Consider the following 22,549-nt stretch of genomic DNA (forward strand, 5'->3'; position numbering starts at 1 on the left):
ATAAAACCTGAATGGATATCCAGTATTGGAATGCAAAACGCAGGTGCCTGTGCAACAATGTCCGGCTGAGGTTGTTGACTGGAATCGACCTCGCAACGTAGTAAAAGCGCTATTGGAAATGCTACAATCCCGCGCTTACACTTATTAAGAAACGTTTTTCAGGAGACACGATCATGGCCAGCAGAGGCGTAAACAAGGTGATTCTCGTCGGTAATCTGGGCCAGGACCCGGAAGTACGCTATATGCCGAATGGTGGCGCAGTTGCCAACATTACGCTGGCTACTTCCGAATCCTGGCGTGATAAAGCGACCGGTGAGATGAAAGAGCAGACCGAATGGCACCGTGTTGTGCTGTTTGGCAAACTGGCGGAAGTGGCCAGCGAATACCTGCGTAAAGGTTCTCAGGTCTATATTGAAGGTCAGCTGCGCACCCGTAAATGGACCGATCAGTCCGGCGTAGAAAAATACACGACGGAAGTGGTGGTTAACGTGGGCGGCACCATGCAGATGCTGGGTGGCCGTCAGGGCGGCGGTGCTCCGGCAGGCGGTAGTGCAGGTGGTCAGCAGCAGGGTGGTTGGGGTCAGCCTCAGCAGCCTCAGGGCGGCAATCAGTTCAGCGGCGGCGCGCAGTCTCGTCCGCAGCAGTCTGCACCAGCGCCGTCTAACGAACCGCCGATGGATTTCGATGACGACATCCCGTTCTGATAATGATGGGTTAATACGGTAACGTGTTTTCTGCAACCCCCTGTCTCGACAGGGGGTTTTTTATTGCCTAATAAAAAGCCTCCACGGAGGAGGCTCTTCTCAATATCAGACTAACACCATCGGCCACTCGGGTGGCGTATGGCTCATCACCTCCACCATCACCGATTCGATATTGCTCCAGATGGTCGAGATATCCACCAGAGTAATACCGAGCAGACCGGTTGCAAACCAACAGGCGGAGACCACGCCAAGAGCGCTACTGATGACTGACAGCCCAATCGCGTCTGATTTACGAAACTGAATATTCAGCGTGCTGGCTAAAAACATGAGCACGGCGCTCAGCAATTGCCAGCGGAGAAGAACCACGCCAGTGGTGATGGTTGCCATGAAACAAATCCTCTGAGAGTAGCTGCTGCCCTGGACAGCACGGTGCTGTTCACGGGAGACGTGGCGCACTCTGGTTATCGGCGGGCTTTGAGAACAAGACTTAATGAAACGTTGTTTTTGTTTCATTTGTTTTGTGAACTATATCACATTGAGTGATTTATTCGCCAGCGTGGGACGCCCTTTTTTGCCTGTTTTATAACCACGATAAATATGTGGTAAACAAGGATGGGAGAGGATTTCTGGTGGTCATGTTTCAGGTTGCATGCGCTGTTATTCAAATTATTTAGCGCCAGGCGTTGGATAATAAAGATGTATCTTTATTACCCTTTTATATTTTCAGTAAAATTAACCATTCAGAAAAATTAACGAAATTTTTTAAAAATACGCATGTCATTCATTTAAGAAAAATCCGAATCCTTGTCGGGCCGCGTATTCCTTAATAAAAATAAGCGTAACTTCAAGTTTGCCTTACGGGAAAATATTATCATCATCCGTCAATATCAGACTTTTACTAAGAAAAGTCTGTTGCTAATGTTGATAGATTCATGCAATTTAATCACCTGTTTGTTATAGACTCGACGTGCTTCAAGTTGCATGTGCTACGGCTGCATTCGTTCACCCCGGTCATTGCGTTTTGTTAGTGCCTGGGTTCGCTTTTACGTGCCGTGTCACTACGCCTGGTCCTGCAACTCGAATTATTGAGCCAGAACATCCAGCCTTGATGATGACAGGCACATATACTGCAGGGAAATAGGGCTGAAATGAATCGTAGTGCGCGCAGCAAGATGCTGAAGTTCCTCGGAACAATCATGGTGGCATTGCTCCCCGTGATGCTGGCGCTATGGTTCGCTCAGGGACGCGCGGTATCAGAAACGCATAACCAACTTCACTCTTTTGCACAACTGGCGTTAGATAAAACAGAGCTGGTTATCTTACAGGCTGATTTAGCGCGTGATGCAGCAGAACAGTATCATGGCAAAGCGTGCACTTCTGCGCATCAGCAACGCATGCTGAATATTATTCGTGGTCGCTTGTATATTAGCGAGCTAATTTATGCCCAGGGCGATCATTTCTTGTGTTCGACCGTTATGGCACCCGCCAGTCCTTATATTATTCCCTCCGCCAATTATCAACGAAAACCTGATACCGCTATTTATTACTATCGCGATACCCCTTTTTTTGCAGGCTATAAAATGACGTATATGCAAAGGGGAAACTATGTGGCGGTGATAAATCCGTTATCTTACAGCGAAGTGATGTCTGACGATCAGTCCCTGGCCTGGGGAGTGTACGATACGGTCACCGAATCATTTTTCTCTGTCAGCGAGTGGGCCAATGTTGAACAATTACTCCCGCTGATACGCCGTGATAAATTAGTTTTTCAGGAAGACAATCGTTTCTACACTATTGTGCATTCCGAAAAACGCCCGATTGCGGTGATTGTTTCGTCTTCAAGCGATCGTTTTTACCAGAATCTGTATCACCAGGCCACGCTGACACTGCCGTTAGGCATTATCTGTAGCAGTATTTTGCTGCTGATGGGGTGGCGTACCCGCCGGGAATATCACTCTCCCCGCCGTTTGCTGCAGCGTGCGATTGATAAACGTCAACTCTGTGTTCATTACCAGCCGATCATTGATGTCAAAAATGAAAAATGCGTCGGTGCGGAGGCACTGTTACGCTGGCCGGGATGTGAAGGGCAGGTCATGAGCCCCACGGAGTTTATCCAACTGGCAGAAAAAGAGGGCATGATTGAACAGCTTACGGATTATGTCGTCGAAGGGGTGTTCAATGATTTGGGCCATTTCCTGGCGCGGCATCCCCATCTGTATATTTCGATCAACCTCTCGGCTTCCGACTTTCACTCCTCGCGCCTGATTGCGTTAATCGCTGAGAAAGCACGCCAGCATTCGGTGCTTGCGCAACAAATTAAAGTGGAAGTGACGGAGCGCGGATTTATTGATGTGCCCAAAATGACGCCGGTGATTCAGGCGTTTCGTCAGGCGGGCTACGAAGTCGCCATTGATGATTTCGGCACAGGGTATTCGAACCTGCACAATCTGTATTCGTTGAATGTCGACATTCTGAAGATCGACAAATCGTTTGTCGATACGTTGACCACCAACAGTACCAGCCATCTTATCGCGGAACATATTATTGAAATGGCGCAAAGCCTGCGTCTGAAGACCATTGCGGAAGGGGTGGAAACACCAGAGCAGGTTACCTGGTTGCTTAAGCGCGGTGTCCATTACTGTCAGGGATGGCACTTTGCGAAAGCGCTACCGCCGCAAGAGTTCATGCAATGGTTACAACGACCGCTCGTGAGCATGATGCAGCACGAGCAGTAATATTACAGGCTATGGCGATAGTCGCTGGGGGTGCGATCAAACTCGCGGCGGAAGACACGCGAAAAGGTTTGTTGCGACACATATCCCAGATCCATCGCAATATCAAAAATGGGGCGTTCGGTCGTTCGTAGTTCAACGGCGGCCAGCAGGAGCCGACGCTGGCGAATATAGTCGCCTAACGTCTGGCGCATCACCGTTCGGAACATTCGCTGCAAGTACCACTTCGAATAACCTGATTTTTTTGCGACCACATCAATGTTCAGCGGTTGGTCGATATGTTCATCAATCCATTCAATAAGGGTTTGAATAATCTGCTGATGGGACATATTGCTGCCTCTTTCTCAGTGTTCAATTCGTCGTTTTGTCTGCGGGCGAGTATAATTCCTCAAGTTAACTTGAGGTAAAGCGATTTATGGAAAAGAAATTACCCCGCATTAAAGCCCTTTTGACGCCGGGCGAGGTGGCAAAGCGTAGCGGCGTGGCGGTATCCGCTTTGCACTTTTACGAAAGCAAAGGGCTGATCAGCAGTATTCGCAACAGCGGCAATCAGCGACGATATAAACGCGATGTGTTGCGTTATGTGGCGATCATCAAAATTGCTCAGCGAATTGGCATTCCCCTGGCGACCATTAGCGAGGCGCTGGGCGTACTGCCGGAAGGCCATACATTGAGTGTAAAAGAGTGGCGGCAGCTTTCATCGCAATGGCGTGAGGAGCTGGACAGGCGCATCCACACGCTGGAGGCGCTGCGTGATGAACTGGACGGCTGTATTGGCTGCGGTTGTCTTTCACGTAGCGACTGCCCATTGCGTAACCCTGGCGATCAGTTAGGCGAGCAGGGGACGGGCGCGCGATTGCTGGAAGATGATTAAACGGTTTGTGTTGACCCGCTGGCACGATGCGTATCAGGGTTGTCATTTACGCGTTTTTGCAGGACCAAAAACGCGCGCTCCAGTCATAACAGGACAAAACTAAAGCGCCACAGGAGGGCGCTTTAGTTTGTTTCCGGTCTTTGTCTTTCACTCTATCCCGCTGGTTCACGGGAGGGTTTCCCCCGACATCAACACCCCTCAGTCGAGCACGTGGTGGAGGTTCCGGTCTGTGTTGATACTGTAATTGTATGCCACGACCGCAGGTTTGCCACTGTTATGCCGATTATTTAGCCGAAATTTTTACGCCATCTTCGACAATTTTCTATAGTTAATTGGAATGAAAAACAGGAGGCAAACATGCTGACAGTACATCACTTGAATCAGTCCCGATCCCAGCGCGTACTGTGGGCATTAGAGGAGTTATCGCTGCCGTACCAGATTATTCGGTATCAGCGTGAAAAGACGATGCTGGCGCCGCCGGCGCTGAAAAAAATCCACCCTCTTGGTAAATTCCCCGGTGGTTGAAGACAACGGCGCCATCCTCGCCGAATCCGGGGCAATACTTGAGTATTTGCAGGAAACCTATGACAGCGCAGGACACTTTAAACCGGTTGATAGCGAACAGAAAAGGCAGTACCGGTTCTGGCTTCATTATGCCGAAGGTTCGCTGATGCCGATGTTACTGCTGAAGTTGGTCTTCGTGAGCCTCGGTAAACCTCCCGTCCCCTTTGGGTTGCGTACGCTGGGCGGCGTGCTGGGACAAGGGGTGCAAAAAGCCTGGCTCAATCCGCAACTGGAAACGCATGCCCGCTATATTGATGCGCATCTGGCGGAACGCCCCTGGTTTGCCGGAGAGCATATCAGCATGGCGGACATTCAAATGAGTTTCCCGCTGTTTGCGCTGCTTGCCAGAAGCGGAATTGAGGACCTGACGCACATCAGCGCCTGGAAAAAACGGGTGGAGGCGCGACCCGCCTGGCAACGCGCGATTCATCAGGGCGGCGCATTCGAGATCCCCGGCGGGTAAGATGTTTTCTGGTTGATTTATGAACAGCGCAGGAGAAAATTGTTATCAGATTGCGCATTGACGATAACGTTTGCGCATCGATTGTCTGTTTCTTCGCCATTCTAAAAAGAAATGCGTAAAAAGGGACAAAGTTAGGTTGAAAACCCCCGTAGAATCGCTGGATAATCGTTTGCTTTTTTTTACTACCCGTTTTTTATGCGCGGAGCTAAACGTTTGCTTTTTTGCGACACCCCTATTGTCGCAAACGTAGCACATGGAGATGACGTTTCGCTGGCAGTGGAATGTCCACCACGCATATCGACGAAAAATAAACTCTCAGGGGATGTTTTCTATGTCTACGCCTTCAGCGCGTACCGGCGGTTCACTCGACGCCTGGTTTAAAATTTCACACCGTGGAAGTACCGTCCGTCAGGAAGTGGTTGCCGGATTAACGACGTTTCTGGCGATGGTCTACTCTGTGATCGTCGTTCCGGGGATGCTGGGTAAAGCAGGATTCCCGCCAGCTGCCGTATTTGTGGCGACCTGTCTGGTGGCGGGTGTGGGTTCGATTGTGATGGGTCTGTGGGCAAACCTGCCGCTGGCCATTGGTTGTGCGATTTCTCTGACCGCCTTCACTGCGTTTAGTCTGGTGCTGGGCCAGCACATCAGCGTACCGGTCGCGCTTGGCGCGGTGTTCCTGATGGGCGTCCTGTTTACAGTCATCTCCGCAACGGGTATCCGTAGTTGGATCCTGCGAAACCTGCCGCAGGGTGTGGCGCATGGTACGGGTATTGGTATCGGTCTGTTCCTGCTGTTGATTGCCGCGAACGGCGTGGGTCTGGTCATTAAGAACCCGCTGGACGGCCTGCCGGTTGCGCTGGGTCATTTTGACTCCTTCCCGGTGATCATGTCGCTGATTGGTCTGGCGGTGATTGTCGGTCTGGAAAAACTGAAAGTGCCTGGCGGCATTCTGCTCACCATCATCGGTATTTCCGTTGTTGGCCTGATCTTCGACCCGAACGTGCATTTCTCCGGTATTTTTGCCATGCCGTCTCTGAGCGATGAGAACGGTAACTCGCTGATTGGCAGCCTGGACATTATGGGCGCGCTGAACCCTGTTGTGCTGCCGAGCGTACTGGCGTTGGTGATGACGGCGGTGTTTGATGCCACAGGCACAATCCGTGCGGTCGCCGGTCAGGCGAACCTACTGGATAAAGACGGGCAGATTATCGACGGCGGTAAAGCGCTGACCACGGACTCCCTGAGCAGCGTATTCTCCGGGCTGGTCGGTGCGGCTCCGGCTGCGGTGTACATTGAATCAGCAGCCGGTACGGCGGCAGGCGGAAAAACTGGTCTGACGGCCATTACCGTTGGCGTGTTGTTCCTGTTCATCCTGTTCCTTTCCCCGCTCTCCTACCTGGTGCCGGTCTATGCAACTGCGCCAGCACTGATGTATGTCGGCCTGCTGATGCTGAGCAACGTGGGAAAAATCGACTTTGCTGATTTTGTCGATGCGATGGCCGGTTTGGTCACGGCGGTGTTTATCGTCCTGACCTGCAACATCGTGACCGGCATTATGATCGGTTTTGCGACGCTGGTGATCGGTCGTCTGGTCTCTGGCGAATGGCGTAAGCTGAACATCGGTACGGTGGTGATCGCGGTGGCGCTGGTCGCATTCTACGCGGGCGGCTGGGCTATCTAATCCTGTCGAACCCTCTAAAAACGGGTGGCTTTTGCCGCCCGTTTTTATTTTCGGAGCACATCCCGTTGTCTTTTGCGTTACTCTGAGGAAGATAGAATTGAGGCACGACGCCTCTCAGTACTTATCATAAGAAACATCGCAAACAGGGATCGCATGGAAATTTTCTTCACGATACTCATTATGACCCTCGTGGTCTCGCTGTCCGGGGTAGTGACTCGCGTATTGCCCTTTCAACTCCCTCTCCCTCTCATGCAGATCGCCGTTGGCGCGTTGCTGGCGTGGCCAACGTTTGGTTTGCATGTGGAATTTGACCCTGAACTGTTTCTGGTTCTCTTTATCCCGCCACTGCTGTTTGCGGATGGCTGGAAGACGCCGACCCGCGAATTCCTTGAGCACGGGCGAGAGATTTTGGGGCTGGCGCTGGCGTTAGTGATCGTCACGGTGGTCGGGATTGGTTTTATGATCTACTGGCTGGTGCCGGGTATTCCGCTGATACCGGCCTTCGCGCTGGCGGCGGTACTGTCGCCGACCGATGCGGTGGCGCTCTCCGGGATTGTCGGTGAAGGGCGGATCCCGAAAAAAATTATGGGCATCCTGCAAGGCGAAGCGTTGATGAATGACGCCTCCGGCCTGGTGTCGTTGAAGTTTGCGGTGGCTGTGGCGATGGGCACGATGGTGTTCACCATCGGCGGCGCAACGGTAGAGTTCTTTAAGGTGGCGGCTGGTGGGGTTCTGGCGGGGTTTGTGGTCAGCTGGCTCTATGGTCGCTCTCTGCGCTTCCTGAGCCGCTGGGGTGGCGATGAACCGGCAACCCAAATCGTTCTGCTGTTCCTGCTGCCGTTTGCCTCCTACCTGATTGCGGAACATATTGGCGTGTCCGGCATTCTGGCGGCGGTGGCGGCGGGGATGACCATCACCCGCTCTGGTGTTATGCGCCGCGCGCCGCTGGCGATGCGTCTGCGTGCTAACAGTACCTGGGCGATGCTGGAGTTTGTGTTTAACGGCATGGTCTTCCTGCTATTGGGACTGCAATTGCCGGGCATTCTGGAATCGTCGCTGGTGGCGGCAGAAGCCGATCCGAACGTTGAAATGTGGATGCTGTTTACCGATATTGTGCTGATTTACGTGGCGCTGATGTTGGTACGATTTGGCTGGTTGTGGACGATGAAAAATTTCAGCCAGCGTTTCCTGAAGAAAAAACCAATGGAGTTTGGCTCCTGGACGACGCGTGAGATTCTGATTGCCTCTTTTGCCGGTGTTCGTGGGGCGATCACCCTGGCGGGTGTGCTTTCTATCCCGCTGCTGCTGCCTGATGGCAGCGTCTTTCCCGCGCGCTACGAACTCGTCTTTTTGGCCGCAGGGGTGATTTTATTCTCGCTGTTTGTCGGTGTGGTGATGCTGCCGATTCTGCTGCAACATCTGGAAGTGGCCGACCACTCTCAGCAGCAGAAAGAGATGCGGATCGCGCGGGCGGCGACGGCTGAGGTGGCGATTGTCGCCATCCAGAAAATGGAAGAACGTCTGGCGGCGGATAGCGAAGAGAACATCGATAACCAGTTGCTGACGGAGGTCAGTTCCCGCGTGATTGGTAATTTGCGCCGTCGTGCCGATGGACGTAATGATGTCGAAAGTTCAATGCAGGAAGAAAACCTTGAGCGGCGATTCCGTCTGGCGGCATTACGCTCCGAACGCGCCGAGTTGTATCACCTGCGCGCCACGCGCGAAATCAGCAATGAAACGTTGCAGAAACTGCTGCACGATCTCGATTTGCTGGAAGCGCTGCTGATCGAAAATCAGTAAACCTCGTGTTGCCCGGTGGCGTTTCGCTTACCGGGCAATGCGCATACACATTCGGCAACGATGCGTAGGTGATCGTGCCTGATGGCGCTGCGCTTATCAGACCTACAATACCTGTTGGGCTCTTTGTAGGCCGGATAAGGCGCGAGCGCCGCCATCCGGCAACCCACTTTGCGAGCCGCATTCCTGAATTAATCTGGCTATCTTGCTGCTTCCCTCTGATCCTTCTATGTTGCGAAAAAAGGAGGGAATATGTCTGACTATCGGCGCAACTATATTAACGGTGGGACATGGTTTTTTACGGTTAACCTGCGCAATCGCAGAAGTCATCTTTTGACAACGCAAATCACTGCGCTTCGCGATGCTATTTGGGCGGTTAAAAGAAATAAGCCATTTTACATCAATGCCTGGGTTGTCTTGCCCGAGCATATGCACTGTATCTGGACGTTGCCTGACAACGAATATGACTTTTCCTGCCGCTGGCGGGAGATTAAAAAAAGATTCAGTAAGACACTGCGCTTAAACCAGGTCTGGCAACCGCGATTCTGGGAACACACCCTCCGGGATGAACGTGATTACCATCACCACATTGATTATATTTATCTCAATCCCATTAAGCATGGCTGGGTTAAGCGGGTGAGCGAATGGCCTTTTTCCTCGTTTCATCGTGATGTGAGGCTTGGTTTGTATCCAGAAAACTGGGCCGGTGAAGTGGCCGACTTATGTGCAGGTGAACGAGCCTGATGGCGCTGCGCTTATCAGGCCTACAAATCCAGCCTGTGCGCCCGGTGGCGTTTCGCTTACCGGGCAATGCGCCGTTCCTGCGTTAACCAAAACCCTTCGCAACATTTCAACCATGCCTGGGCGCTATGCGACAGGTAAACGCCTTCGCGCCAAATCATCCCCAACTGCCAGCGCAAGTCGCTCTCCAGCGGGAGCCAGCGCAGCGTGTTCTTATCCAGACGCTGGCAAATCGGTTCCGGCAAAATGGCAATGCCAACGCCCGCCTGCACCATGGCCGCCAGAAAATCCCACTGCCCGCTACGCACGGCAATACGCGGCTTCACGCCATGTTGGTGAAAAAGCTGCATCAACTGGCGGCTCAACGCAAAATCTTCGTTGTAGATAAGCAATGGGTGTTCCGCCAACGCCTCCGGGGAAATCGACTCGCACTTCGTCCACTGGCCGGAGCGCGGCACCAGCACGCACAGAGGATGGCTGAAGAGCGGCAACGTTGCCAGTCCGCTTTCCTCTTCGACAGGCAGCGCGGTCATGGCGACATCCAGCTCGCCATTGCTCACCGCCTGCTGCACCGTCAGGCCGCCAAACTCTGAAATCTTCAGCTCCACGCCGGGGTAGCGCTGGCGAAACAGGCTAATTGGTCCCGCCATTAACATGCCCACCATTGGGGGAATGCCGAGGCGCAACACGCCTTTGTTGAGATGGTTAATATCCCCCAGTTCGGCTTCCAGTTGGCGGAACTCTGCGAGAATCGCCAGTCCGCGCTCAAAGACCACGCGCCCCGTATCGGTCAGCAAAAGCCGCCGCCCGTCGCGGATCAGCAGCGTACAGTTGAGTTCATCTTCAAGGTTCTTCAGCATTTTGCTGATGGTAGGCTGGGTGACAAATAACTTCTCCGCTGCGCGGGTGAAACTTTGCTGGCGCACCACCTCGACAAAATAACGCAGCGTTCTGATATCCATGATTATTCCTTAAGACTATGCCTGCAATGAGTTTAATTCATTTCAGTCCAGGGCGGAGGCTCTCTATACTGGCGCTTCGTATTATTTTTCAGGACATTTCCTCATGGCTGTGGCGATAAGCCGCGTTACGCCTGCCGTTGTGCAACGACTCCAGGTACCGGTTCAGGTACTGCTGTATGCAGGTTTATTTGTTTTTGCCCAATATCTCGTCGTCTGGCTGCATCTGCCGTTACCCGCCAATCTGGTCGGGATGGTGTTGATGTTGGCGTTGATTGTCTGTCGGGTAGTTCCGCTCAAATGGGTTCGGGCGGGCGCACACTGGTTGCTGGCCGAAATGCTGCTGTTCTTTATTCCGGCGGTGGTCGCTGTCGTCAACTACACGCAACTGCTGCTGGTGGACGGATGGCGAATCTTTGCGGTGATCGCCATCAGCACCCTGATGGTGTTGGGCACCACCGCGTGGGTGGTGGACAAAGTGTATCGCTACGAGTTAAGCAGGTTAAACCGTGAGTAATTTCCAGTTAAGCATACTGTGCCTGGCTGTCACGTTGGTTATCTATTTCGCCAACAAACGTCTGTACCGTCGTTTTCGTAAACTGCCGTTAATGCCGCTGGTACTCACTCCTGCGCTCCTGGTGTTGATGCTGGTGTTTGGACATATCTCCTGGCAAAACTATATTGGCGAATCGCACTGGTTGTTGTGGTTGCTCGGCCCGGCGACCATTGCGTTTGCCGTACCGGTTTACGATAACATCGCGATTATCAAACGCCACTGGATGTCGCTGACCGCAGGCGTGGTGACGGCGACGGTGGTGGCTATCACCAGTTCCGTGTGGCTGGCGCGCTTATTTACATTGCCGGATGAGATCCAGCGCAGTCTGGCGGTGCGTTCCATCACCACGCCCTTTGCGCTGGCGGCAGCAGAACCGTTGGGTGGGCAACCGGATTTAGTCGCGCTGTTTGTTGTGGTCACCGGGGTATTTGGCATGGCGGTTGGCGATGCGCTGTTTTTGCGTCTCTCTATTCGTGAAGGGATGGCAAAAGGGGCGGGGTTTGGCGCCGCTTCCCACGGCGCGGGCACCGCGCGATCCTATGAACTGGGTCAGCAGGAAGGGGTTGTGGCCAGTCTGGTTATGATGCTTTCAGGGGTTGTGACCGTGCTGGCGGCGCCGCTGGTTGCCAGAGTTATGTTCTGATTTTGCTGTCGGCAATGTTCATTACTCTGCGTACTCATTACACTGGCGGGTAACTCTACTCGCTGATGTAAGGATACAAAGTGTGAAGTATTTATGGCTGTCTGCCCTCTTATTTAGCCAGTCCGTTTTGGCCTGGTGTCCTGATGAAAATCAACACATTACCCTGCAGGGTAAGCTGGTGCAGCACACTTACCCTGGCCCGCCGAATTTCGAAAGCATCGAGGAGGGTGACGAAGCGCTGACTTACGATTTTTTGCAGCTTAACGAGCCTCTTGAATGCAATATCACCAGCGCAGACGAACAGGTTCCTGAAGTGCAGCTTATTTTCATCGATAAGACGAAAGTCACTTACGCCGACATCGCGCCGAGTCTGGATAAAGAGGTCATCGTAACGGGGGAAACCCAGTATTTGCAGTCTGGTTGGCACTTCACGTCCGTTTTACTCCTGTTGGATGATGTAAAAGAGGTCAGCGGGGCGACCACGCCAGAGCAGAAAAAGAGCATGTTGGTTCAGTTGCAACAGTTCCAGCAGGCGCTGCGAGAAAAGGACGTTGCCGCGCTGAAAACATATTTTGTGTTTCCGGTTGAGGGCGATACGTGGGGCTTTTTCCCTCATATTGATTCGCAGGAACCGGAAAAACTCACCGAGGCCGTTTTTGACAAAAATGCGACAAAAGTCATTGATAGCTTGCAGATGCTCAGTGAAATCATGGTGAATCCTGATGTGCAGACCCTCGGCGAGCGCAGGATAAATGCGTTATCTGAAGAAGAACAAAAACGGCACTACTTTCCAGCAGAAGACGATGGGATGTTCTTTTACGAGGAGAATGGGCAAAAGCATACCGTTGAAGGGACGTGCGATACCGTTGCTGGCGGCGAGTTCGAAGAGGGGAGTTTGCGTCTTTATCTGGGGACCAGCGCCAATAAACAACTCCCCGGCCTTTCTGAGTACTGCGATGGCGCGTCGTCCTACATTTTTAAGCTGATTGACGGAAAACTCAGACTGGTTGGCAGCGTTACCGTGGGGTAGGGAAAAGCGCCACGCGGCTTGTCACCGCATGGCGCTCGCGATTTATTTCAATCGCGAAACCAGTTCAAACTCGGTAAAGTTCACCGGACGCTGTTGCTGTATAGAGATATTTCCGGCGATGCCTGTGAGAATCGACATCGCCCCGGCGCGGTGGTCGGCGGCGCGCTGGAGGGGGTCATGCTGTGGCTCGCCGAACAGGTCTGCCAGCATGGCGTTATCACCGCCCCCATGTCCGCCTTCTCCCAGTGTGAAATCCGCCTTCCACGGTGCGTCAAACATCGGATAAACGGTGATATCGCAAGCCTCAAGACTGCCCTCATTCTCACGCTCACCCCCGGCGTTCACGTAAGATTTCTCAACAATCTTCATCTCCAGGCGCCCTTCACTGCCGTTAAAGACCACGTTTAACCCTTCCCAGGGCAAATACGTATTCAGTGAGTAGGTAAGCTGCACCTGATTCTGGTATTTCACCAGCACCGACATGGTGTCTTCAATGGTAATACCGTCGCTGAACACGCTTTGATCGCGGAAGTAATTGTCCTCATGTTCGGCATCCAGATAGAGCGCTTTAAGCTGCGGATTTTCTGCCATCTGTAGCGCAAACGGATCATCTTTGGCGTGTGAGTAACCGTGGGCGCGCGGGTAAAATTGCGTCACGCCACGGCGTTCGGCGTTCTCTTTACCGTAAAAACGTAGGCCGCCTTCGGCATAAACGCGCTCCGGGTAGCTCTCCAGCCAGAAGTTCATCAGGTCAAAATGGTGGGTGGATTTATGCACCAGCAGACCGCCGCTGTTGCGTTTTTCACGGTGCCAGCGACGGAAATAATCGGCCCCGTGCTCCGTATTCAGCAGCCATTCAAAATGAACGGAGTAAACCTCGCCGATAGTGCCGTTCATCAACAGTTCACGCACTTTGCTGTGGTGTGGGGCATAGCGATAGTTAAAGGCGACCCGTACTTGCCTGCCGGTTTCCTCAATGGCATCAAGGATGCGCAGCGCGCGCTTTTCATCGATGGTCATCGGCTTTTCTGTGATCACATCGCAGCCCGCGTGCAGCGCCCGGACGATGTAATCGTCATGTGTGCGATCCATTGTCGTGACAATAATGATATCCGGGCGGGTTTCGCGGATCATCTCTTCAAACTGCTGGGCTTTCCAGGTGGAGGCGGGGACTGCGCCTTCTTTCTCCAGCAACTGATTGGCGTAGTTCATACGGGTTTGGTTGGTATCGCAAAAGGCGACCAGTCGGGCGTTCTCTTGCCACTGCCCGCCAATCGCCGAGATATACAGTCCCGCACGCCCACCGGTTCCCACCAGGGCATATTTTTTCATAGCATCCTCTTTTCACTAAATGAATTAATGTGTTGATGTAATAAAAACGGCGTTTCAATTCAGTTTGGGTACTGTATCGCTATTGCAGGAGAGGGGGAGAACGCAATTCTAAAAATGTGATCCCCGGCCATAATGGCCGGGGAGGAGGAGAGATTAATGTGCGCGACCTTGCTCTACGCCAAGGCCGGTCTGGGAACGGATAAACTGGGCGCGGAACTGCTCACGCTCACGATTACCTTCTTCGGAGTTATCGGTTGCTGAGAAGAACCAGATCCCGAGGAATGCGGCAGAGATAGAGAACAACGCCGGGTATTCATACGGGAAGACTGCTTTTTCGTGACCGAGGATCTGCACCCACACAGTTGGGCCAAGCACCATCAGCACCACGGCGGTTAACAGGCCTAACCAACCGCCTAACATCGCACCCCGGGTGGTCAGTTTTGACCAGTACATTGAAAGCAGGATGATCGGGAAGTTGCAGCTTGCCGCAATCGCAAACGCCAGGCCCACCATGAAGGCGATGTTCTGGTTTTCAAACAGCACGCCCAACACGATAGCAATCACGCCCAGCACCAGTACGGTGATCTTCGACACCCGCAACTCTTCACGTTCGGTTGCGCCTTTACGGAATACGTTGGCGTACAGATCGTGAGAAACCGCTGATGCCCCGGCCAACGTCAGACCCGCGACCACTGCCAGAATGGTGGCGAAGGCGACTGCAGAGATAAAGCCGAGGAACAGGTTGCCGCCCACTGCGTTTGCCAGGTGGACTGCCGCCATGTTGTTGCCGCCAATCAACTTGCCCGCAGCGTCTTTATACTCGGGGTTAGCACCGACCAGCATGATCGCGCCAAAACCGATGATAAAGGTCAGGATGTAGAAGTAACCCATAAAACCGGTGGCGTAGAACACGCTTTTACGCGCTTCGCGAGCATCGCTGACCGTGAAGAAACGCATCAGAATGTGCGGCAAGCCCGCCGTACCGAACATCAGACCCAGCCCCAGCGAAAGTGCGGAAATCGGATCTTTCACCAGTCCACCAGGACTCATGATGGCAGAGCCTTTCGGGTGTACCGCCATGGCTTCGGTGAACAGATTGTTGAAGCTAAAGCCGACGTGCTTCATCACCATAAAGGCCATAAAACTGGCACCGAACAGCAACAGCACCGCTTTAATAATCTGTACCCAGGTGGTTGCCAGCATGCCGCCGAACAGCACGTACATCATCATCAGTACGCCGACCAGCACCACCGCAACGTGGTAGTTCAGACCGAACAGCAGTTCGATCAATTTACCGGCGCCGACCATCTGAGCGATCAGATACAGCGCCACGACGACCAGTGAGCCGCAGGCAGAAAGAATACGGATCGGCCCTTGTTTCAGGCGGTAAGAGGCCACATCCGCAAAGGTATAACGTCCCAGATTACGCAGGCGTTCTGCGATCAGGAACAGAATGATCGGCCAGCCGACCAAAAAGCCCAGCGAGTAGATCAGCCCGTCGTAGCCGGAGGTAAAGACCAGTGCGGAGATCCCAAGGAATGAGGCGGCAGACATATAATCGCCCGCAATCGCCAGCCCGTTCTGGAAGCCGGTAATATTGCCGCCAGCCGTGTAATAGTCATTACGCGAGCGCACGCGTTTAGAGGCCCAGTAAGTAATACCGAGCGTAAACACGACGAAAATCAGGAACATGATGATCGCTTGCCAGTTGGTTGGCTGGCGTTGAACTGCACCGCTAATCGCATCTGCTGCGTTGGCAGCATAAGGTAGTGTGGCGGCAAGCGCCGTCAGGACTCTCTTCATGATGCTTTTACCTCGTGCAGTACCGCGTTGTTCAGGCGGTCGAATTCGTTGTTCGCTCGCCAGATATAAATACCGGTCAGAATGAAGGAGATAAGAATTACCCCGACACCAATAGGAATACCCCGGGTGACGCTGGTGCCCGCATGCAGTGGGGTGCCCAGCCAGCCAGGCGCGAAAGCAATCAGAAGGATAAAGCTGATATAAACCACCAGCATGATAATCGACAGAATGGTGGCAAACCGTTGCCGTTTTTCAACTAACTCCCTGAAACGCGCGCTGTCTTCTATCCGCTGATAAATAGTGTCATTCATCACAGAGTCTCCAGAGGTATTCCCTTCGTCTTTCGCGCCACAGGTTCGTTGGCCGCACTCAACCACCCCAGTCACATAGTGAACTATGCTGCTGGGGATGTGCTCGATTGCCGCCTTCCTGTAACACGAAATCCTTTGGGGGAGGTTTTTATAATTCCCTCCCGGTGAAGGGAGGGTAGGGGCAGATTTGTAGGCCGGATAAGACGCTTATGCGTCGCCATCCGGAATATTTTTCTTATGAAGGCATTGCGATGGCCTGCTTCTCTTCGAGCAGTTTCTCTACCACGCCCGGATCGGCGAGGGTTGAGGTATCGCCCAGATTGCTGGTATCGCCTGCCGCTATCTTGCGCAGAATGCGGCGCATAATCTTGCCTGAACGGGTTTTGGGCAGAGAGTCGGTCCAGTGCAGCACATCTGGTGTCGCCAGCGGGCCAATCTCTTTACGCACCCAGTTACGCACTTCGGTATACAGCTCCGGTGACGGTTCTTCGCCATGATTCAGCGTCACGTAGGCATAAATCGCCTGCCCCTTGATGCTGTGCGGAATACCGACCACCGCCGCTTCGGCGATCTTTGGATGCGACACCAGCGCTGACTCGATTTCCGCCGTCCCCAGACGGTGACCGGAAACGTTCAGCACGTCATCGACGCGTCCGGTGATCCAGTAATAGCCGTCTTCGTCACGACGGGCGCCATCACCGCTGAAATACATGTTTTTGAAGGTAGAGAAGTAGGTTTGCTCAAAGCGCTCGTGATCGCCAAACAGCGTGCGCGCCTGGCCAGGCCAGGAGTCGGTGATCACCAGATTGCCTTCGGCTGCGCCTTCCTGCGGATTGCCTTCGTTATCTACCAGCGCAGGTTGTACGCCGAAGAAGGGGTGTGTCGCGGAGCCTGCTTTTAACGCAGTAGCGCCCGGCATTGGCGTGATCATAAAGCCACCGGTTTCCGTCTGCCACCAGGTGTCTATCACCGGGCATTTCTCGTTACCGATCTTCTTCCAGTACCATTCCCAGGCTTCCGGGTTGATAGGTTCGCCAACCGAACCGAGGATACGCAGGGAAGAGCGGTCAGTCCCTTCAATGGCCTTATCGCCTTCTGCCATCAGGGCGCGAATAGCGGTAGGCGCGGTGTAGAGAATGTTGACCTGGTGTTTGTCCACCACTTGCGACATCCGCGCAGGGGTCGGCCAGTTCGGTACACCTTCAAACATCAGAGTGGTCGCGCCGCAGGCCAGCGGGCCGTACAGCAGGTAGCTGTGTCCGGTGACCCAACCCACATCGGCGGTACACCAGTAGATATCGCCCGGGTGATAGTCAAAGACATATTTGAACGTGGTGGCGGCATACACCAGATAACCCCCGGTGGTATGCAGCACGCCTTTAGGTTTGCCGGTGGAACCGGATGTGTAGAGGATGAACAGTGGGTCTTCGGCGTTCACTTCGACAGGCTGATGATCGGCGCTGGCCTGCTCAATCAGATCGCCCCACCACAGGTCACGACCTTCCTGCCAGTCAATTTTTCCGCCCGTGCGCTTCAGAACCACCACATGCTCAACGCTCTTCACGTTAGGGTTTTTCAGCGCGTCATCGACGTTCTTTTTCAGAGGGATGCTGCGCCCGGCGCGTACGCCTTCATCGGCGGTAATCACCAGACGTGAGCTGGAGTCGATAATGCGCCCGGCAACGGCTTCCGGTGAGAAGCCGCCAAAGATAACGGAATGCACGGCGCCGATACGGGCGCAAGCCAGCATTGCGACCGCCGCTTCCGGCACCATCGGCATATAGATGGCCACAACGTCGCCTTTTTTAATACCCAGCTCAAGCAGGGTGTTGGCGAAACGGCAGACGCCGCGATGCAGTTCGCGATAGGTAATGTGTTTGCTCTGTGAGGCGTCGTCGCCTTCCCAGATGATGGCGGTGCGATCGCCGTTTTCTTGCAGGTGACGGTCAAGGCAGTTTGCCGCCAGATTCAGCGTGCCGTCCTCGTACCATTTAATTGAGACATTACCTGGAGCAAAGGAGGTGTTTTTCACCTTCTGATACGGTTTGATCCAGTCGAGAATTTTGCCCTGTTCGCCCCAAAACGTATTGGGATCGTTAATTGACTGTTGATACTTGGCTTCGTACTGCTCCGGATTGATCAGGCAACGATCCGCAATGTTTGCGGGAATAGCGTGTTTATGGATTTGGCTCATGGCTTTTGTTCTCCTTGTAAGATGTTAATAATATGTCTCATAAACGTTAAATATAGGGGCTTTGGCAGTTTTGTTTAGTATTTGCGCGGCAGATCACGCAATAACGGAATTGTGCAAATTAGCGGCAAACTGTTTTTTGAAGGGAACTCGCAAAAATGAGTTAATTCTTTCTATAACATGACGTTATAAGTTTTTTCTTGAAAGTGTGCGTTGTGTCGAAAGTTGATAAAAGAAGTGGGCGATAAAGGAGGTTAATAACTCTAAAGTGGTATTTAACATGCACTTACAATTGATTAAAAACAACATTTTAAGTGTGGTTATTTGTTACACATAGAGGGGAGTAATGTCATAACAGTGTTCGTGCGGTTGCTGTTATGGGAGAACAATAAAAGAACCGCCATTGCAGACAATGGCGCAATCTGGATGAGACCTCTATGGCAAGGATTACACAACGCGCACGCCGTTTCTTCAGCCTGATATTGCCTTTTTTATTTATTTCCACCGTTTACGCTGAACAGACGCCCGTACCCGCAAAAACCGTTACCGTTGAAGCGAAGAATGAAACGTTCGCACCTCAACACCCCGATCAATACCTCTCCTGGAAAGCCACCTCAGAGCAGTCAGCCCGTGATGATGCGCTGGCTGAAGACCCGCGACTGGTGATCCTGTGGGCGGGATATCCCTTCTCCCGTGATTACAACAAACCGCGTGGCCACGCGTATGCGGTCACCGATGTTCGCGAAACCCTGCGTACCGGCGCGCCGAAAAACGCCGAGGACGGCCCGTTGCCGATGGCCTGCTGGAGTTGTAAAAGCCCGGACGTGGCGCGTCTGATCCAGAAAGACGGTGAAGACGGTTACTTCCACGGTAAATGGGCGCGTGGCGGACCGGAAATCGTGAACAATTTAGGCTGCGCCGATTGCCATAACACCGCCTCGCCAGATTTCGCCAAAGGCAAACCGGAGCTCACGCTGTCGCGCCCCTATGCTGAACGTGCGATGGAAACCATTGGTAAACCGTTTGATAAGGCCAGCCGTTTAGACCAGCAATCAATGGTTTGCGGACAGTGCCACGTGGAATACTACTTTGACGGTAAAAATAAAGCCGTCAAATTCCCGTGGGATGAAGGCGTGAAAGTTGAAAATATGGAGAAATACTACGACACGATCGCCTTCTCCGACTGGACCAACTCGCTGTCGAAAACGCCAATGCTGAAAGCGCAGCACCCGGAGTATGAAACCTGGAGCGTGGGCATTCACGGCAAAAACAACGTGACCTGTATCGACTGTCACATGCCGAAAGTGCAGAACGCCGAAGGCAAACTCTACACCGACCATAAGATTGGCAATCCGTTCGACAACTTCGCCCAGACCTGCGCCAACTGCCATACGCAAGACAAAGCCGCGCTGCAAAAAGTCGTCGCCGAGCGTAAACAGGCGATTCATGACCTGAAAATCAAGGTTGAGGATCAGCTGGTTCGTGCCCATTTTGAAGCCAAAGCCGCGTGGGATGCCGGTGCGACAGAGGCGGAAATGAAGCCGATTCTGGAAGATATCCGCCATGCGCAATGGCGCTGGGATCTGGCGATTGCCTCGCACGGTATTCATATGCACGCCCCGGATGAAGGCCTGCGGATGCTGGGTAGCGCGATGGACAAAGCCGCGGATGCGCGAACCAAACTGGTGCGTCTGTTGGCGACGAAAGGCATCACGCATGAAATCCCTCTGCCGGACATCTCCACCAAAGAGAAAGCCCAGCAGGCGATTGGTCTGGACGTGCAGAAAATCAACGCCGAGAAGCAGGACTTCATTAAAACGGTGATTCCGCAATGGGAAGATCAGGCGCGTAAAAACGGTCTGTTAAGCCAATAACCTCAATTTGCCGGATGACAGCGCAAGCGCTTTATCCGGCCTACGGAAGTCTTGTAGGCCTGATAAGCGTAGCGCCATCAGGCATTATGCAACGGAGTGAATATGAGCGTATTACGTTCGTTATTAACTGCTGGGGTGCTGGCGTCAGGTCTGTTCTGGAGCCTGAGTGGAATGACCGCCACGCCAACGCCGCAGGAGTCTGAACAACGCTGGACGGTGACTCAGCAGCGCAGCCCTGATGCCGCTTGCCTGGACTGCCACAAGCCGGACACCGAAGGTATGCATGGTAAACATGCCTCTGCCATTAACCCAAATAACAAACTGCCGGTCACCTGCACTAACTGTCATGGCCAGCCGTCGCCCCAGCACCGCGAAGGGGTGAAGGATGTGATGCGCTTTAACGAGCCGATGTACAACGTCGAGCAGCAGAACAGCGTCTGTATGTCCTGTCACCTGCCCGAGCAGTTGCAAAAAGCGTTCTGGCCTCACGATGTCCATGTGACGAAAGTGACGTGCGCCAGTTGCCACACGTTGCATCCAAAACAAGACACGATGCAGACGTTAAATGAAAAAGAACGGGTCAAGATTTGCGTCGATTGCCACAGCGATCAGCGTAACAATCCGAACTTTAATCCGGCGTCCGTTCCCTTGCTTAAGGAGCATCCATGAGTTGCTCCCGTCGCCAGTTTATCACCCGCGTCGGCGCGCTGGTGGCGGTGAGCGCAACGGCTGGACGCGTGGTGGCGAAAACGTTGAACATCAACGGAGTACGTTACGGTATGGTGCATGATGAAACATTGTGCATCGGCTGTACCGCCTGTATGGATGCCTGTCGGGAAGTGAATCAGGTGCCGGAAGGGGTCTCGCGTCTGACGATTATTCGTAGCGAGCCGCAGGGCACATTCCCGGATGTGAAGTATCGCTTCTTCCGTCACTCGTGCCAGCACTGCGACCATGCGCCCTGCGTTGACGTCTGCCCGACGGGGGCCTCATTCCGCGATGCCGCCAGCGGCATTGTGGATGTGGATCCGGATCTCTGCGTCGGCTGTCAGTACTGTATCGCCGCCTGTCCGTACCGCGTGCGGTTTATCCACCCGGTCACGAAGACGGCGGATAAGTGCGATTTCTGCCGGAAGACCAATCTGAAAGCGGGCAAGCTGCCCGCCTGCGTCGAGTCCTGCCCGACGAAGGCGCTGACGTTTGGCAATCTGGACGATCCCAACAGCGATATTTCTCGTCTGTTGCAGCAGAAAACGACCTACCGCTACAAGCTGGCGTTGGGGACTAAACCGAAGGTCTACCGCGTTCCCTTTAAATTTGGGGAGGTGAGCCAATGACACACGCTTCTGCTTTCCATTTTGAATCGCTGGTGTGGGACTGGCCCATTGCCATCTACCTGTTTTTGATTGGGATCTCCGCCGGGCTGGTCACACTGGCCATTTTGCTGCGGCGTTTCCATCCAGAGGTGGGCGGGGCGGACAGCACGCTGCTGCGTACGACGCTGGTGGTGGGGCCGGGCGCGATTATTCTCGGCCTGCTGATCCTTGTCTTCCACCTGACGCGCCCGTGGACCTTCTGGAAGCTGATGTTCCACTACAGCTTCACCTCGGTGATGTCGATGGGGGTCATGCTGTTCCAGCTTTATATGGTGGTGCTTGCCCTGTGGCTGGCAAAAATCTTTGAAAAAGAGGTGATTGCCCTGCAACAGCGCTGGTTGCCACGCCTGGGACTGGTACAAAAGGTTCTCACGCTGCTGACGCCGTTCCACCGTTTGCTTGAAACGGTGATGCTGGTTCTGGCGGTGCTGCTCGGGGCGTATACCGGTTTTCTGCTCTCGGCGCTGAAGTCCTATCCGTTCCTGAATAACCCGATTTTGCCGGTCCTGTTCCTGTTCTCGGGGATCTCTTCCGGGGCGGCGGTAGCGCTGATTGCCATGGCTTTGCGCCATCGCGGCAATCCGCACAGCACCGAAGCGCACTTTGTGCATCGCATGGAAACCCCGGTGGTGTGGCTGGAGATCTTCCTGCTGGCGGCGTTTTTCGTCGGGCTGGCGCTGGGTGATGACGGCAAAATGCGCGCGCTGTCGGCGGCCTTGGGCGGTGGATTCTGGACCTGGTGGTTCTGGCTCGGCGTGGCGGGATTGGGATTGATTGTGCCGATGCTGCTGAAGCCCTGGGCAAATCGCGGTTCGACATTTCATGGCGTGCTGGCGGTGTGCGGCGCCAGTCTGACCGGTGTGTTGTTGCTGCGCTTCTTTATTCTTTATGCAGGGCAACTGACGGTGGCATAGCTTT

Annotated in this window: 20 protein-coding genes and 1 pseudogene; 14 read left to right on the forward strand and 7 right to left on the reverse strand. The window is 53.6% G+C overall.

The features are described from left to right. Positions 1-173 precede the first annotated feature (173 nt). Positions 174-704, forward strand: coding sequence for a single-stranded DNA-binding protein SSB1 (gene ssb1 / locus AC07UY_RS15615; protein WP_192613760.1), 531 nt, complete (start codon positions 174-176; stop codon positions 702-704). Positions 705-809: 105 nt separating this feature from the next. On the opposite strand, the gene AC07UY_RS15620 is transcribed toward ssb1, so the two are convergent. Further along, entirely contained in the window at positions 810-1,091 is a 282-nt protein-coding gene (locus tag AC07UY_RS15620; RefSeq protein WP_494660388.1) for a YjcB family protein, read from the reverse strand. Between the two features lie 761 nt (positions 1,092-1,852). On the opposite strand from AC07UY_RS15620, the gene AC07UY_RS15625 reads away from it, so the two are divergent. After that, complete coding sequence (locus AC07UY_RS15625; RefSeq protein WP_494660389.1) at positions 1,853-3,439, forward strand: EAL domain-containing protein; 1,587 nt, start codon at positions 1,853-1,855, stop codon at positions 3,437-3,439. A 2-nt stretch (positions 3,440-3,441) separates the two neighbouring features. Here the strand turns inward: AC07UY_RS15625 and soxS are convergent, their stop codons facing one another. Continuing rightward, complete coding sequence (gene soxS / locus AC07UY_RS15630; protein ID WP_162381798.1) at positions 3,442-3,765, reverse strand: superoxide response transcriptional regulator SoxS; 324 nt, start codon at positions 3,763-3,765, stop codon at positions 3,442-3,444. 86 nt (positions 3,766-3,851) lie between these two features. Here soxS and soxR point away from each other — a divergent pair, with 86 nt between their 5' ends. The 5 genes and pseudogenes from soxR to AC07UY_RS15655 all read left to right on the forward strand — a co-directional run bounded on the left by soxR (position 3,852) and on the right by AC07UY_RS15655 (position 9,559). Next, positions 3,852-4,310: a redox-sensitive transcriptional activator SoxR gene (gene soxR, locus AC07UY_RS15635; protein WP_203359279.1), complete on the forward strand. Its 459-nt coding sequence runs from the start codon at positions 3,852-3,854 to the stop codon at positions 4,308-4,310. 357 nt (positions 4,311-4,667) lie between these two features. Then, positions 4,668-5,337: pseudogene (locus AC07UY_RS15640) on the forward strand (glutathione S-transferase family protein). Positions 5,338-5,668: 331 nt separating this feature from the next. Next, positions 5,669-7,018 carry a guanine/hypoxanthine transporter GhxP gene (gene ghxP, locus AC07UY_RS15645; RefSeq protein ID WP_494701511.1) on the forward strand — a complete coding sequence of 450 codons (1,350 nt, stop codon included), beginning with the start codon at positions 5,669-5,671 and terminating at the stop codon, positions 7,016-7,018. 153 nt (positions 7,019-7,171) lie between these two features. Further along, a complete protein-coding gene (locus tag AC07UY_RS15650; protein ID WP_203359276.1) occupies positions 7,172-8,818 on the forward strand; it encodes a Na+/H+ antiporter in 1,647 nt (548 codons plus the stop codon). Between the two features lie 249 nt (positions 8,819-9,067). Continuing rightward, on the forward strand, positions 9,068-9,559 hold the full coding sequence (locus AC07UY_RS15655; RefSeq protein WP_494660391.1) for an REP-associated tyrosine transposase: 492 nt from the start codon (positions 9,068-9,070) through the stop codon (positions 9,557-9,559). 56 nt (positions 9,560-9,615) lie between these two features. On the opposite strand, the gene AC07UY_RS15660 is transcribed toward AC07UY_RS15655, so the two are convergent. Further along, complete coding sequence (locus tag AC07UY_RS15660; RefSeq protein WP_494660392.1) at positions 9,616-10,518, reverse strand: LysR family transcriptional regulator; 903 nt, start codon at positions 10,516-10,518, stop codon at positions 9,616-9,618. 103 nt (positions 10,519-10,621) lie between these two features. Between AC07UY_RS15660 and AC07UY_RS15665 the strand changes: the two genes are divergently transcribed. The 3 genes from AC07UY_RS15665 to AC07UY_RS15675 all read left to right on the forward strand — a co-directional run bounded on the left by AC07UY_RS15665 (position 10,622) and on the right by AC07UY_RS15675 (position 12,744). Then, a complete protein-coding gene (locus tag AC07UY_RS15665) occupies positions 10,622-11,032 on the forward strand; it encodes a CidA/LrgA family protein (RefSeq protein ID WP_494660393.1) in 411 nt (136 codons plus the stop codon). Next, entirely contained in the window at positions 11,025-11,714 is a 690-nt protein-coding gene (locus AC07UY_RS15670; RefSeq protein WP_203359274.1) for an LrgB family protein, read from the forward strand. Before AC07UY_RS15665 ends, AC07UY_RS15670 begins: the two co-directional genes overlap by 8 nt. A gap of 82 nt (positions 11,715-11,796) precedes the next feature. Then, complete coding sequence (locus AC07UY_RS15675; protein ID WP_203359273.1) at positions 11,797-12,744, forward strand: hypothetical protein; 948 nt, start codon at positions 11,797-11,799, stop codon at positions 12,742-12,744. A 42-nt stretch (positions 12,745-12,786) separates the two neighbouring features. Here the strand turns inward: AC07UY_RS15675 and AC07UY_RS15680 are convergent, their stop codons facing one another. The 4 genes from AC07UY_RS15680 to acs form a co-directional block, all read right to left on the reverse strand. Next, positions 12,787-14,076, reverse strand: a complete 1,290-nt coding sequence (locus AC07UY_RS15680; protein ID WP_494660394.1) for a Gfo/Idh/MocA family protein — start codon at positions 14,074-14,076, stop codon at positions 12,787-12,789. A 153-nt stretch (positions 14,077-14,229) separates the two neighbouring features. Next, positions 14,230-15,879: a cation/acetate symporter ActP gene (actP, locus tag AC07UY_RS15685; RefSeq protein ID WP_494660395.1), complete on the reverse strand. Its 1,650-nt coding sequence runs from the start codon at positions 15,877-15,879 to the stop codon at positions 14,230-14,232. Next, entirely contained in the window at positions 15,876-16,190 is a 315-nt protein-coding gene (locus tag AC07UY_RS15690; RefSeq protein ID WP_192613749.1) for a DUF485 domain-containing protein, read from the reverse strand. The genes actP and AC07UY_RS15690 overlap by 4 nt, the downstream gene beginning before the upstream one ends. A gap of 235 nt (positions 16,191-16,425) precedes the next feature. After that, positions 16,426-18,384: an acetate--CoA ligase gene (acs, locus tag AC07UY_RS15695; protein ID WP_494660396.1), complete on the reverse strand. Its 1,959-nt coding sequence runs from the start codon at positions 18,382-18,384 to the stop codon at positions 16,426-16,428. A 434-nt stretch (positions 18,385-18,818) separates the two neighbouring features. Between acs and nrfA the strand changes: the two genes are divergently transcribed. From nrfA to nrfD, 4 genes are all read left to right on the forward strand, one after another. Continuing rightward, positions 18,819-20,255, forward strand: coding sequence for an ammonia-forming nitrite reductase cytochrome c552 subunit (nrfA, locus tag AC07UY_RS15700; RefSeq protein WP_203359269.1), 1,437 nt, complete (start codon positions 18,819-18,821; stop codon positions 20,253-20,255). Between the two features lie 102 nt (positions 20,256-20,357). Further along, the gene (nrfB, locus tag AC07UY_RS15705) at positions 20,358-20,924 is read left to right on the forward strand and encodes a cytochrome c nitrite reductase pentaheme subunit (protein ID WP_494701512.1); all 567 of its coding nucleotides are present in this window, start codon (positions 20,358-20,360) and stop codon (positions 20,922-20,924) included. Then, positions 20,921-21,592, forward strand: a complete 672-nt coding sequence (nrfC, locus tag AC07UY_RS15710) for a cytochrome c nitrite reductase Fe-S protein (protein WP_203359267.1) — start codon at positions 20,921-20,923, stop codon at positions 21,590-21,592. Before nrfB ends, nrfC begins: the two co-directional genes overlap by 4 nt. Further along, positions 21,589-22,545 (forward strand): cytochrome c nitrite reductase subunit NrfD, encoded by a 957-nt coding sequence (gene nrfD, locus AC07UY_RS15715; protein WP_494701513.1) that lies wholly within the window; start codon positions 21,589-21,591, stop codon positions 22,543-22,545. The genes nrfC and nrfD overlap by 4 nt, the downstream gene beginning before the upstream one ends. The last annotated feature ends 4 nt before the right edge of the window (positions 22,546-22,549 follow it).

The sequence above is a fragment of the Citrobacter sp. GW821-FHT02E08 genome (assembly GCF_059421685.1).

Bases quoted from the DNA above. Each gene is read 5' to 3' on its own strand.
- ssb1 (WP_192613760.1), top strand. From the start codon at position 174: ATGGCCAGCAGAGGCGTAAACAAGGTGATTCTCGTCGGTAATCTGGGC.
- AC07UY_RS15620 (WP_494660388.1), bottom strand. From the start codon at position 1,091: ATGGCAACCATCACCACTGGCGTGGTTCTTCTCCGCTGGCAATTGCTG.
- AC07UY_RS15625 (WP_494660389.1), top strand. From the start codon at position 1,853: ATGAATCGTAGTGCGCGCAGCAAGATGCTGAAGTTCCTCGGAACAATC.
- soxS (WP_162381798.1), bottom strand. From the start codon at position 3,765: ATGTCCCATCAGCAGATTATTCAAACCCTTATTGAATGGATTGATGAA.
- soxR (WP_203359279.1), top strand. From the start codon at position 3,852: ATGGAAAAGAAATTACCCCGCATTAAAGCCCTTTTGACGCCGGGCGAG.
- ghxP (WP_494701511.1), top strand. From the start codon at position 5,669: ATGTCTACGCCTTCAGCGCGTACCGGCGGTTCACTCGACGCCTGGTTT.
- AC07UY_RS15650 (WP_203359276.1), top strand. From the start codon at position 7,172: ATGGAAATTTTCTTCACGATACTCATTATGACCCTCGTGGTCTCGCTG.
- AC07UY_RS15655 (WP_494660391.1), top strand. From the start codon at position 9,068: ATGTCTGACTATCGGCGCAACTATATTAACGGTGGGACATGGTTTTTT.
- AC07UY_RS15660 (WP_494660392.1), bottom strand. From the start codon at position 10,518: ATGGATATCAGAACGCTGCGTTATTTTGTCGAGGTGGTGCGCCAGCAA.
- AC07UY_RS15665 (WP_494660393.1), top strand. From the start codon at position 10,622: ATGGCTGTGGCGATAAGCCGCGTTACGCCTGCCGTTGTGCAACGACTC.
- AC07UY_RS15680 (WP_494660394.1), bottom strand. From the start codon at position 14,076: ATGAAAAAATATGCCCTGGTGGGAACCGGTGGGCGTGCGGGACTGTAT.
- actP (WP_494660395.1), bottom strand. From the start codon at position 15,879: ATGAAGAGAGTCCTGACGGCGCTTGCCGCCACACTACCTTATGCTGCC.
- AC07UY_RS15690 (WP_192613749.1), bottom strand. From the start codon at position 16,190: ATGAATGACACTATTTATCAGCGGATAGAAGACAGCGCGCGTTTCAGG.
- acs (WP_494660396.1), bottom strand. From the start codon at position 18,384: ATGAGCCAAATCCATAAACACGCTATTCCCGCAAACATTGCGGATCGT.
- nrfA (WP_203359269.1), top strand. From the start codon at position 18,819: ATGGCAAGGATTACACAACGCGCACGCCGTTTCTTCAGCCTGATATTG.
- nrfB (WP_494701512.1), top strand. From the start codon at position 20,358: ATGAGCGTATTACGTTCGTTATTAACTGCTGGGGTGCTGGCGTCAGGT.
- nrfC (WP_203359267.1), top strand. From the start codon at position 20,921: ATGAGTTGCTCCCGTCGCCAGTTTATCACCCGCGTCGGCGCGCTGGTG.
- nrfD (WP_494701513.1), top strand. From the start codon at position 21,589: ATGACACACGCTTCTGCTTTCCATTTTGAATCGCTGGTGTGGGACTGG.